The following is a 13,360-nucleotide window of genomic DNA, read 5'->3' as shown; positions in this document are numbered from 1 at the left end:
ATAAGTCCTTTTAAATTTTTATAGAAGATATCAATCAAAAATTTTCCTAAAGTTCAAAATCAATCTTATTTGATTTGTAGATAATCAACTCTTTTCCTTGAATATGATTTTTGAGTTTCACATATTTTGGAAAAATTCTATACTGCTTTTAGAAATTAAGAAACTTTAAAATAAAGTAACAAAAAAGATAAGCATCATTACAAAATAATAAGCTACTAAAGATGTTTAAAATAACTATCGCCTTATAATTTTTGATATTTTTCAAGAAAATATACAACTTCTGCATTTCGAAATAAAAAACGTCTGAACTTTCTATTCAGACGTTTTTATATTATGTGGTGTTGTATTTAAATTATTCAGTAACGGCCCCGGTTGTCATATTTGTCAACATAGCCTTAGCCACTTCGTTATTACTAGACTTACGCTGCTCATCTACAATCAAATCATCACGAACTGCAGCAATACGACGGATTTGAGAAATTGTACCACCCGTACCTGCTGGAATAAGACGACCGACAATAACGTTCTCTTTAAGTCCTTGCAAAGTATCAATTTTACCAGAAACTGCTGCTTCAGTAAGAACACGTGTTGTTTCCTGAAACGATGCCGCCGAAATGAAAGAAGGTGTTTGAAGAGAAGCTTTTGTAATTCCAAGAAGAATGGGATTACCAGATGCAGGTTTCTTCCCTTCTGCAATCAAATTATCATTGATTTCATCAAGTTCAATACGATCAACATTATCACCTGGAATATAACCAGAATCTCCAGATTCAGTAATTTCAACTTTTTGCAACATTTGACGAACAATCACTTCAATGTGCTTATCATTAATAAGAACTCCCTGCAGACGATAAACCTCCTGAATCTCATTAACAAGATAAGATGCCAAAGCTTCAACCCCCTTAATCGCCAAGATGTCATGAGGTGCTGGATTACCATCAAGGATATAATCTCCCTTTTCAATTTGATCGCCTTCTTGGAAGTGGAACAACTTACCTTTTGGAATCAAGTATTCTACTGCCTCAAGAGTTTCATCATTTGGTTCAATAATGATACGACGTTTATTCTTATAACCACGGCCAAATCGAATTGTACCACTTACTTCAGCAATAATCGCATGATCCTTTGGACGACGCGCTTCAAAAAGCTCAGCCACACGAGGAAGACCACCCGTAATATCTTTCGTCTTGGCACTTTCCATTGGCAAACGAGCAATAACATCACCAGCCTTAACATGAGCACCAAGCTCAACAGAAAGAATAGTTTCCACTGACATCATATAACGGGCTTCACCTCCCTTATACAATTTAGCAATGGATTCACCTTCTTTATCCGTGTGAATAATAATAGCTGGTTTAAGATCCGCACCACGTGGATTAGCGCGCCAATCAATCACCAAACGCTTCGTAATACCCGTAGATTCATCAGCTGTTTCAGTGACAGATAAACCATCAATCATATCTTCAAAACCCACATAGCCTTCAACTTCCGTTAAAATTGGACGTGTATAAGGATCCCATTCTGCTATACGTTGGCCACGTTTAACCACATCACCATCATCAACAAAAATATGAGCACCATAGCTAACACGATGTACAACGCGCTCTTTTCCTAACTCATCCTTGATAAGGATAGCCATATTACGCCCCATAACAACCAAATGGCCTTCAGAATTACGAACTACATTACGATTACGAATTTCCACCTTACCTTCATAAGATGCCTCTAAATACGATGAATCAACAACCTGCGCAGTTCCTCCTAAGTGAAAAGTACGCATAGTAAGCTGTGTTCCCGGCTCACCAATGGATTGAGCAGCAATAACACCAACCGCTTCTCCCTGATTAACAGGTGTTCCACGCGCCAAATCACGACCATAGCATTTTGCACAAACACCAAGACGTGTTTCACATGTTAATGCAGAACGAATTTGAACAGATTGAATCCCAGCTGCTTCAATCTTCGCGACATCAGCTTCCTCAATCATTGCTCCACCTTCAAGGATAACCTCTCCAGAGACAGGATGTAGAATATCAACAAGCGCTGTACGACCAAGAATTCTTTGCCCAAGGGAGGCAACAATTTGTCCTGCATCAACAATCGGCTGCATGGTAAGCCCTTTTGCGGTACCACAATCAACTGCTGAAATAATAGCATCCTGTGCAACATCAACAAGACGCCGTGTTAAATAACCAGAGTTCGCCGTCTTTAACGCAGTATCAGCAAGTCCTTTACGTGCACCATGCGTGGAATTGAAGTATTCATTAACAGTTAGACCTTCTTTAAAATTTGAAATAATGGGTGTTTCAATAATTTCACCCGATGGTTTTGCCATTAATCCACGCATACCGGCCAATTGTCTCATCTGGTTAGCAGAACCACGAGCACCAGAGTGCGACATCATATAGATAGAATTCATCGGCCGTTGACGACCTGTTTTAGGATCAAAATCCACAGCTTGAATACGTTTCATCATTTCATCTGCGACGCGATCTGTACATTTACCCCAAGCATCTACAACCTTATTGTATTTTTCACCTTGTGTAATCAAACCATCATTATATTGCTGTTCGTACTCCTTAGCCAAAGCTTCTGTTTCTGCGACTAAACGCGACTTACTATCAGGAATAACCATATCGTCCTTACCGAATGAAATTCCTGCACGACAAGCATAAGAAAAGCCAAGCTGCATAATACGGTCACAAAAAATAACCGTCTCTTTTTGTCCACAGTGCCGATAAACATGATCAATCATTTTAGAAATGTTCTTTTTCGTCATCTCTTGATTGACAATATCAAATGAGATATCCGCACTTTTTGGCAAAAGCTCACCGATAATCAAACGACCAGGTGTCGTATCATAAAGTTTAGAGACTTCTTTTCCATCCTTCCCCATATTCTTAACACGGCCTTTAATCTTCGTATGAAGCGTTATAACCTTATTTTCCAAGGCATAATGAAGCTCACCTATATCAGAAAAGGCCATTCCTTCACCTGGTTCTTTTTCAGAAACAATTGAAAGATAATAAAGACCAAGAACCATATCCTGTGAGGGAACAATAATGGGAGCACCATTTGCCGGATGAAGAATATTATTGGTGGACATCATCAAAACACGGGCTTCAAGCTGTGCTTCAAGAGAAAGCGGCACGTGAACCGCCATCTGATCACCATCAAAATCTGCATTAAAAGCAGTACACACCAATGGATGTAGCTGTATAGCTTTTCCCTCAATTAAGATAGGTTCAAAAGCCTGAATCCCCAAACGGTGCAATGTTGGCGCGCGGTTGAGTAAAACAGGGTGTTCACGAATAACCTCATCCAAGATATCCCAAACTTCTGGATGTTCTTTTTCAACAAGCTTCTTTGCCTGCTTTACCGTTGATGAATAGCCTTTTGCATCAAGCCGCGCATAAATAAAAGGCTTAAATAATTCAAGAGCCATTTTTTTGGGAAGACCACATTGATGCAATTTTAATTCAGGACCCGTCACGATAACAGAACGCCCCGAGTAATCAACACGCTTCCCAAGTAAGTTCTGACGAAAACGCCCTTGCTTGCCCTTCAACATATCTGATAAAGACTTAAGAGGACGTTTATTGGCTCCAGTAATCACACGCCCACGCCGTCCATTATCAAACAATGCATCAACAGCTTCTTGTACCATACGCTTTTCATTGCGTACGATAATTCCAGGAGCACGCAATTCAATCAGCCGTTTCAAGCGGTTATTACGATTAATAACACGCCGATAAAGATCATTCAGATCTGATGTCGCAAAACGCCCACCATCAAGCGGAACCAATGGACGCAAGTCCGGTGGAATAACCGGAATTGTTTTCATAATCATCCACTCTGGCTTATTTCCAGATTCAAGAAAATTTTCAACGATTTTAAGTCGTTTAATCAATTTTTTCTGCTTTAACTCTGAAGTTGTTTCAGCTAATTCAAGACGCAAATCATTAGCGATTTTATCTAACTCCATACTAGCTAAAAGCTCGTAAATAGCTTCAGCGCCAATCATAGCTGTAAACTGATCTTCTCCAAATTCATCAATAGCAAGCATATATTCTTCTTCAGAAAGAAGCTGATGGAGCTTAAGAGATGTTAACCCTGGTTCGGTTACAATATAATTCTCAAAATAAAGAACCCGTTCAATATCTTTTAAAGTTAAATCTAAAAGTGTAGAAATACGGCCTGGTAATGATTTAAGAAACCATATATGCGCAACGGGTGCCGCAAGTTCAATATGCCCCATACGCTCACGACGTACGCGCGAAAGAGTAACCTCTACACCACATTTTTCACAAATAATGCCCTTATACTTCATGCGTTTATATTTGCCACATAGACATTCATAGTCCTTAATAGGGCCAAATATACGTGCACAAAAAAGACCATCACGTTCTGGTTTAAAAGTCCGATAATTAATAGTCTCAGGCTTCTTAATCTCACCATACGACCAGGACAAAATTTTCTCAGGACTCGCAATAGAAATACGAATAGAGTCAAATGTCTGCGCTGGCGCTTGAGGATTGAAAAGATTCATGACCTCGTGGTTCATGCTGTTCTCCTTCAAAGATTCTTAGAACCTGTTGTAATATCTCATTTATTTTATAACAGATCTTCTTTAAAATACATTTACTTTTAAAAATGACCTGTATAGCCTTAATAAGGTTATTGAGCCTCTTAAAGTAATAAGAGCGCAGCCTTTTTCTAGTGCGCTCCTTGAATTATTATTCTGCCGTATCAGACAATGCCCGCTGTGCAATAAGTTCACGCGCATCATCAAGCTCCACATTAAGAGCAAGTGAGCGCATTTCTTTTACCAACACATTAAAGCTTTCGGGTATACCTGCCTCAAATGTATCATCACCACGCACAATTGCCTCATAGACTTTTGTTCGACCAGCCACATCATCTGATTTTACTGTTAGCATCTCCTGCAAAGTGTATGCAGCACCATAAGCTTCAAGCGCCCATACCTCCATTTCACCAAAACGCTGACCACCAAATTGTGCCTTACCTCCTAATGGCTGCTGCGTAACAAGTGAATAGGGACCAATAGAACGCGCATGAATCTTATCATCAACAAGGTGATGCAATTTCAACATGTAAATATATCCCACCGTTACTGGACGATCAAAAGGCTCCCCAGTACGACCATCATAAAGCGTAACCTGCCCTGAACTATCTAAGCCTGCGTCTTCCAGCATCATGTTAATATCAGACTCATGTGCTCCATCAAAAACAGGCGTTGCAATTGAAACCCCTTTCTTCATCTGCAATGCCAATTTGTAAAGGCTTTCATTATCATACTGACGAACTGGTTCATTATGATTATCATCAGGCATAAGATTTTCAATACGCTGACGCAACGGCAATATATCCCCAGTCTCTTGATATAACTCTAACAAAGCACCAATCTTCTTGCCCATCCCCGCACATGCCCAACCAAGATGCGTTTCAAGAATTTGTCCAACATTCATACGACTAGGCACACCCAGCGGATTCAAGACGATATCAGCATGGGTCCCATCTTCAAGAAATGGCATATCTTCTACGGGAAGAATACGTGAAACAACACCCTTATTCCCGTGACGTCCCGCCATCTTGTCACCTGGTTGGATTTTGCGCTTCACAGCCACAAAAACTTTCACCATTTTCATGACACCAGGAGGCATTTCATCACCTCTTTGGACCTTTTCAACCTTATCCATAAAGCGACGTTGTAATGCTTCTTTTGATTCATCATATTGCTTGCGCAAAGCTTCAATTTCATTTTGAAGCTTTTCATCCTCAACAGCAAATTGCCACCACTGGGATCGCGGATAATGCCCCATTACTGTACTATCAAGCTTTTTACTACCCGAAAAGCCTTTCGGACCTTCTACAGCAACTTTACCTGTCAACATATCGGTGAGGCGCGCATAAACATTGCGATCAAGAATAGACTGTTCATCATCACGGTCTTTTGCTAAACGCTCAATTTCTTCACGCTCAATTGCCATCGCACGTTCATCTTTTTCCACGCCATGGCGATTAAAAACGCGAACTTCAACAACAGTACCAAAAGTCCCAGGAGGCATACGCATAGAAGTATCACGAACATCGGATGCCTTTTCCCCAAAAATTGCACGCAGAAGCTTTTCTTCCGGCGTCATGGGACTTTCACCTTTCGGGGTAATCTTTCCAACTAAAATATCACCTGGTTGAACTTCAGCACCAATATAAATAATGCCAGCTTCATCAAGATTTCTTAACGCTTCTTCCGCAACATTAGGAATGTCGCGCGTAATTTCCTCAGGTCCAAGTTTTGTATCGCGTGCCGCAACTTCAAATTCCTCGATATGAATTGAAGTAAACACATCATCAGCAACAATGCGCTCGGATAACAAAATAGAATCTTCATAATTGTATCCATTCCAAGGCATAAAGGCTACGAGAACATTCCGCCCAAGAGCCAAATCACCAAGATCCGTGGATGGACCATCTGCAATGATATCACCTTTCTCTACCCTATCACCGACATGTACAAGAGGACGCTGATTAATACAAGTGGACTGATTAGAACGCTGAAATTTCTGTAAGCGGTAAATATCAACGCCTGATTTTGAAGGATCTAAATCTTCTGTTGCACGGATAACAATACGGGTAGCATCGACTTGATCAACAACACCACTACGTTTTGCACTCACAGCAGCTCCTGAATCGCGCGCAACAATAGATTCCATTCCCGTCCCAACAAATGGCGCTTCAGCGCGTACAAGAGGAACTGCTTGACGCTGCATGTTCGATCCCATAAGCGCACGATTCGCATCATCATTTTCCAAAAAAGGAATAAGCGCTGCTGCAACTGAAACCAACTGTTTTGGTGAAACATCCATCAAATCAACATGATCACGCGGCGCCATTAAAACTTCACCAGCATGACGGCAAACAACAAACTCTTCTATAAAACGACCTTCGTTATCTAATGAAGAATTAGCCTGAGCGACATAATGCTTTGCTTCTTCCATCGCTGAAAGATAAATAACTTCTTTTGTGACTTTTCCATCAATAATTTTTCGATATGGGCTTTCAATAAAGCCATATTTGTTAACTCGCGCAAATGTTGCTAAGGAGTTAATCAGACCAATATTGGGGCCTTCTGGTGTTTCAATCGGACAAATACGACCATAATGCGTAGGATGTACGTCACGGACTTCAAAACCCGCACGTTCACGAGTCAAACCACCTGGACCAAGAGCAGAAAGACGGCGCTTATGGGTAATTTCTGACAATGGATTGGTTTGATCCATAAACTGCGACAATTGTGAAGACCCAAAAAATTCACGGACTGCTGCTGCCGCAGGCTTTGCATTGATCAAATCCTGTGGCATAACTGTATCAATTTCAACCGATGACATACGCTCTTTTATCGCACGTTCCATACGAAGAAGACCAATGCGATATTGATTTTCCATCAACTCCCCGACGGAACGAACGCGACGGTTGCCAAGATTATCAATATCATCAATTTCACCACGTCCATCACGCAATTCAACCAACATCTTAACAACAGCAAGAATATCCTCTTGGCGTAAAATGCGAACTGTGTCTGGACAATCAAGATCCATACGTAAATTCATCTTAACACGCCCGACAGCTGAAAGATCATAACGCTCTGGATCAAAAAACAATGAATGGAACATTGCTTCTGCTGTATCGATTGTTGGAGGTTCACCTGGACGCATCACCCGGTAAATATCAAATAACGCATCCTGCCGACTTTCATTTTTATCCACCTTCAAAGTATTGCGGATGTAAGCGCCAATATTCATGTGATCAATATCAAGAATATTGACTTGATCAGCACTAACATCGAGCAGAACTTTTAATACTTTTTCGTCAATTTCATCACCAGCTTCAAGGTAGATTTCACCTGTTTCGTAATTGACGATATCTTCGGCTAGATAACAACCTAATAAATCATCTTCACTAACTTTAACCGCTTTAAGTCCTTTTTCTACCAAAGACTTCGCAGTACGAACTGTTAATTTTTTACCAGCCTCCGCAACGACTTCACCACTATCTGCATCTATAAGGTCAGAAATGAGCTTCATTCCTTTAAAGCGATCCACAGAATAAGGAACTCGCCATCCTTCTCCATCACGCTCATAAGTCACTTTATCATAAAACGTCGATAAAATATCCGACGCATCCATACCTAATGCCATCAAAAGACTAGTAACAGGAATCTTGCGCCGTCGATCAATACGCGCATAAATGATGTCCTTAGCATCAAACTCAATATCAAGCCAAGAACCACGATACGGAATAACACGAGCAGCAAAAAGAAGCTTTCCTGATGAATGGGACTTTCCTTTATCATGGTCAAAAAAGACACCAGGAGAACGATGCATCTGAGAAACAATAACACGCTCCGTACCATTAACAATAAAGGTACCATTCGTCGTCATTAAAGGCATATCGCCCATATAAACGCCTTGCTCTTTAATGTCTTTGATATCTTTGGAGCCAGTATCCTCATCAACATCAAAAACAATCAAACGCAATATGACCTTTAATGGGGCAGCATAAGTTAAATCACGTTGACGGCACTCTTCAACATCAAATTTTGGTAAATCAAATTCATAACCTACAAACTCAAGCATAGCTGTACCGGAAAAATCTGAAATAGGAAAAACCGATTTAAAAACAGCTTGCAAACCTTCATCTGGTCGCCCACCTTTCGGTTCCTCAACCATGAGAAATTGATCGTATGAGGCTTTTTGAACCTCAATAAGATTCGGCATTTCTGCTACTTCAGGAATCTTACCAAAAAATTTCCGTACGCGCTTACGACCATTGAATTGAGACATCATTGCGTGAGTCTGAGCCATCGTCGCTCCTTGATCTTTACTCTTCAAGGTAGACCAACCTTGAAAGCCTTATACCATTAACCTGCATATGCAGACCAGTTCACTTGACACTCAATAATGAGCATCATCAACTTTCCCCACCAACATAAGCCATTTATCTCTTTGACTCTATGATGAAGGGGTAAGTAATCCAAACCTATCCCATTCCTGTTACGAAACCATTGGGAAAAGTTTTTTACTCATTATTTTCCCTCTTTGTATTAAGAGAAAGAAAATCGGCGAACATAAATGCCCGCCGATAAAATTAAATTTACTTAAGTTCCACCTTAGCACCGGCAGCTTCAAGTTGAGATTTAATTTTTTCTGCTTCTTCTTTAGAAGCAGCCTCTTTAATAGGCTTAGGTGCACCTTCAACCAGATCTTTAGCTTCTTTAAGACCAAGTCCAGTAAGAGCACGAACTTCCTTAATAACATTAATTTTTTGTGCGCCACCTTCAACAAGAATAACATCAAATTCTGTTTTTTCTTCAGCAGCTGGAGCAGCAGCACCAGCAACAGCAGCGACAGCTACAGGAGCAGCAGCCGAAACTCCCCACTTTTCTTCAAGTAACTTAGAAAGCTCAGCGGCTTCCAAAAGGGTTAGATTAGAAAGGTCTTCTACGATCTTCTCTAGATCAGCCATTTTTAAATTCCTTCAATTAAAAGATTTGAACCATTATTAAATCTTATTCAAAAAAACAGAAAAGCATTAAAGCTCTTCCATAAACGTGAATACAAACAGCCTTAAGCCGCCTTATCCTCCTGAGCATATGCTCCAATGACACGTGCAACCTGACCAGCAGGGGCATTAACAACCTGTGCAATACGGGTCGCCGGGGTAGAAATCATACCCACAAGTTTTGCACGCAACTCGTTTAATGAAGGCAATGAAGCCAATGACTTCACAGCATCTACAGTTAAACTTGTTGCACCCATTGAACCGCCAAGTATGACAAATTTGTCATTGCTTTTCGCAAAATCAACAGCAACTTTCGGTGCTGTGATTGGATCTTCTGAATAAGCAATAAGTGTTTGTCCAGTAAACAAACCCACTATCGATTCAGATTCCGTGCCCTGAAGAGCGATTTTAGCAAGACGGTTTTTGGCGACCTTAACGGCACCGCCAGCTTCACCCATTTTCGAACGCAGATCATTCATCTGTGAAACTGTCAGACCGGAATAATGTGCAACAACAACAGAACCAGACTTCCGAAAAGCCTCGTTAAGCCATGTAACAAATTCGCGTTTTTCCGCTCTATTCACTGTCTCTCTCCATTTAACAGATTTGCTTAAAACAAACCTGTTGGTTACCTTTGATAACATAAAATACTTCATGTCACCGATGAGGATCCTGTCCCCTTTTTCACGCACAGCGTTCAAAGGCAACCTTGGCTCAAACCCTTTAAGTCTTTTAACTCTCAGTTTTTACCCCAGTCTCATGCAGGTTTTTTTGATTAAGATACTTAAAAGCATCACCTACAATCTCGGACAGGATATTCCGGAATTTCTCCCGGTACAACCTAAGCCCTATAAAGCTTAGATAGCGAGCTGATCAAAATCAGCATTTTAAATACAATTTTGATATTCCCATACCCCAAAACAAAATTATAAATCAGCTTATACTAGCTCTGAACGAACCGTTGCTGGATCAACTTTAACACCAATTCCCATAGTCGACGAAACAGCAACGCGCTTAATATACTCACCTTTTGCACCTTGCGGCTTGGCTTTAATAACTGCACTTGCAAAGGCTTTTATATTTTCTACGATTTTTTCAACACCAAAAGAAGCCTTACCAATACCAGCATGCACAATACCAGCTTTTTCCACGCGAAACTCAACAGCACCACCTTTAGAAGCTTTGACAGCACCGGCGACATCAAGTGTTACAGTACCAACTTTCGGATTCGGCATCAAACTCCGTGGACCAAGAATCTTACCAAGACGACCAACAAGAGGCATCATGTCTGGCGTTGCAATACAACGATCAAAATCTATAGTCCCTCTATTAACGCTTTCAAATAAATCTTCGGCACCCACAATATCAGCTCCTGCCGCCTTAGCTTCCTCAGCCTTATCCCCACGAGCAAAAACGGCAACACGAATATTTCTCCCTGTTCCATTAGGCAAATGAGCAACGCCTCGAACCATTTGATCAGCATGACGAGGATCAACACCCAAGTTCATTGAAATTTCGATTGTTTCATCAAACTTAGCAACGGCACGCTCCTTAACCATTGAAACGGCATCTTTTAAAGCGTAGAGTTCATTAAAATCAATATCTTTTCGGATATTTTTTATTCTTTTTGCTACTTTTGCCATAATATTAGCCCACCACTTCCAAGCCCATCGAGCGAGCAGAACCTTCAACCATACGCATTGCTGCCTCAATGTCATTCGCATTAAGATCTTTCATCTTTGATTCCGCAATCGAACGAATTTTATCGCGAGAAATGCTTCCTACAGACACTTTACCAGGCTCTTTTGAGCCAGATTTCAGGTTTGCTTCCTTCTTTAAAAAGAAGGATACAGGAGGCGTCTTGAGAGAAAAGGTGAAAGACTTATCTTGGTAATACGTAATAACAACTGGAATCGGTGCCCCCTTTTCCATTTCTTGTGTCGCTGCATTAAACGCCTTACAAAATTCCATGATATTAATACCACGCTGCCCAAGAGCTGGACCAATTGGTGGAGATGGAGTAGCAGCTCCTGCAGGAACCTGCAACTTAAGCTGACCTATACTTTTTTTTGCCATAACAATCTGCCTTTAATTTCACTGGTATACTGACAATTCATCTTGCCCGTTACCCGCTTGCAGTCACGTGGTTCGGATCATTAAGCCGACAAAAGCTATAAATCACCTCCCACTCCTTCCTTAAAGTAATTAAAACTACTCTAAGTTTAATCAGAGTTTTTCAACCTGACCAAATTCCAAATCAACAGGCGTAGGACGCCCAAAAATAAGCACTTCAACCTTAAGACGAGAGCGTTCTTCTTCAACCTCTTGAACAATTCCATTAAACGAAACAAAAGGACCATCAGCAACGCGAACTTGCTCTCCAACCTCAAACAATACAGAGGACTTTGGAGACTCAACCCTTTCCTGAACTTGTTTGAGAATTTGCTCAACCTCTCGATCAGAAATAGGAACAGGACGCGCATCCGACCCTAAAAAACCTGTCACTTTAGGCGTATTCTTAATAAGATGATAAACTTCATCTGTTAACTCAGCACGAACAAGAACATAACCAGGAAAAAATTTTCGCTCAGTATCAACTTTGCGTCCACGACGAACCTCTACAACACGCTCTGTTGGAACAAAAATCTTTTCAAAAAGATGATCAAGCCCCTTTTGCTTTGCCTCCTTATCAATAGCTTCCGCTACTTTCTTTTCAAAATTTGAATATGCCTGAACAATATACCAACGAGCTGCCACAGTCACACTTCCTTACATTCTCAACTAAAAAGATATTTCAGAAGATCAATAACCCGCCAAACACCAAAATGCATAACCTGATCCACAATAAAAAAGAAAGCTGAAGCCAATGCAGTTACCAACAAAACCATAATAGTAGAAATAACCGTCTCACGACGTGTAGGCCATTTCACTTTAATTGTTTCTGCATAAACCTGCTTCAAAAAGGTAATCGGATTGGTTTTAGATGCCATCGTCACACTATACTCTCTCTAGTCCCATTGTGTTTTATAGAACAAAATAAACAGGAAAAAAACGCAAAAGCCAACTTTCAGACTTATGCAATTTCCTTACTTTCTATTCAATACCGTTTCACACACAAAAAAACAAGCCCCATATCAAAAAAAGCGAAAAAGGCAGCAAAATCCACTCCCTTATATGTAAAATCCCTCTTTGGCAGGGGCAGCAGGACTTGAACCCGCGACCTGCGGTTTTGGAGACCGCCGCTCTACCAACTGAGCTATACCCCTAACTCTCAAAACTAAAACACTTTTAACACCCCTTTAACAAGCATTATTTATTCAATGATCTTAGAGACGATACCGGCACCAACAGTACGACCACCTTCACGAATAGCAAAACGAAGTTTCTCTTCCATCGCTATCGGAACGATCAACGAAACATCCATCGCAACATTGTCACCTGGCATAACCATTTCCGTTCCTTCTGGAAGCGTAACAATACCTGTAACATCCGTCGTACGGAAGTAAAACTGAGGACGATAATTCGTGAAAAACGGTGTATGACGTCCACCTTCATCCTTTGTCAAAATGTAAGCTTCTGCTTTAAAACGTGTATGAGGCGTAACGGATCCTGGCTTTGCCAATACTTGACCACGCTCAATCCCTTCACGGTCAACACCACGTAGCAGAGCTCCTATATTATCACCCGCTTGACCTTGATCTAAAAGCTTGCGGAACATTTCAACGCCTGTAACCGTCGTCTTAGACGTTGGACGAATACCGATAATCTCGATTTCCTC

9 protein-coding genes and 1 tRNA gene are annotated in these 13,360 nt (G+C 40.8%); all 10 read right to left on the bottom strand.

Annotation, left to right across the window (positions count from 1 at the left end; all coding sequences use genetic code 11):
* Positions 1–352: 352 nt before the first annotated feature.
* Positions 353–4,564, bottom strand: a complete 4,212-nt coding sequence (rpoC, locus tag ACFILO_RS01315; RefSeq protein ID WP_375612114.1) for a DNA-directed RNA polymerase subunit beta' — start codon at positions 4,562–4,564, stop codon at positions 353–355.
* Between the two features lie 172 nt (positions 4,565–4,736).
* On the bottom strand, positions 4,737–8,885 hold the full coding sequence (rpoB, locus tag ACFILO_RS01310) for a DNA-directed RNA polymerase subunit beta (RefSeq protein ID WP_375612113.1): 4,149 nt from the start codon (positions 8,883–8,885) through the stop codon (positions 4,737–4,739).
* Positions 8,886–9,174: 289 nt separating this feature from the next.
* Positions 9,175–9,546 carry a 50S ribosomal protein L7/L12 gene (rplL, locus tag ACFILO_RS01305; protein ID WP_273790654.1) on the bottom strand — a complete coding sequence of 124 codons (372 nt, stop codon included), beginning with the start codon at positions 9,544–9,546 and terminating at the stop codon, positions 9,175–9,177.
* Positions 9,547–9,647: 101 nt separating this feature from the next.
* Complete coding sequence (gene rplJ, locus ACFILO_RS01300) at positions 9,648–10,166, bottom strand: 50S ribosomal protein L10 (RefSeq protein WP_012755027.1); 519 nt, start codon at positions 10,164–10,166, stop codon at positions 9,648–9,650.
* A 354-nt stretch (positions 10,167–10,520) separates the two neighbouring features.
* A complete protein-coding gene (rplA, locus tag ACFILO_RS01295) occupies positions 10,521–11,225 on the bottom strand; it encodes a 50S ribosomal protein L1 (RefSeq protein ID WP_375613460.1) in 705 nt (234 codons plus the stop codon).
* Positions 11,226–11,229: 4 nt separating this feature from the next.
* Positions 11,230–11,658 (bottom strand): 50S ribosomal protein L11, encoded by a 429-nt coding sequence (gene rplK / locus ACFILO_RS01290; RefSeq protein ID WP_273723157.1) that lies wholly within the window; start codon positions 11,656–11,658, stop codon positions 11,230–11,232.
* A gap of 150 nt (positions 11,659–11,808) precedes the next feature.
* Positions 11,809–12,339, bottom strand: a complete 531-nt coding sequence (gene nusG / locus ACFILO_RS01285) for a transcription termination/antitermination protein NusG (RefSeq protein ID WP_273790740.1) — start codon at positions 12,337–12,339, stop codon at positions 11,809–11,811.
* A 20-nt stretch (positions 12,340–12,359) separates the two neighbouring features.
* Positions 12,360–12,572, bottom strand: a complete 213-nt coding sequence (gene secE, locus ACFILO_RS01280) for a preprotein translocase subunit SecE (protein ID WP_273790652.1) — start codon at positions 12,570–12,572, stop codon at positions 12,360–12,362.
* Between the two features lie 200 nt (positions 12,573–12,772).
* Positions 12,773–12,848, bottom strand: a tRNA-Trp gene (locus ACFILO_RS01275).
* 47 nt (positions 12,849–12,895) lie between these two features.
* On the bottom strand, positions 12,896–13,360 hold a 465-nt coding region (locus tag ACFILO_RS01270), incomplete at its 5' end, for an EF-Tu/IF-2/RF-3 family GTPase (RefSeq protein WP_375677724.1).

It is taken from the genome of Bartonella sp. AP72JLCBS (assembly GCF_042195705.1).
In the GTDB taxonomy this organism is placed as follows: Bacteria; Pseudomonadota; Alphaproteobacteria; order Rhizobiales; family Rhizobiaceae; genus Bartonella.
Note: the sequence above shows the minus strand (reverse complement) of the source record. Positions and strands in the feature narration are given on the sequence as shown.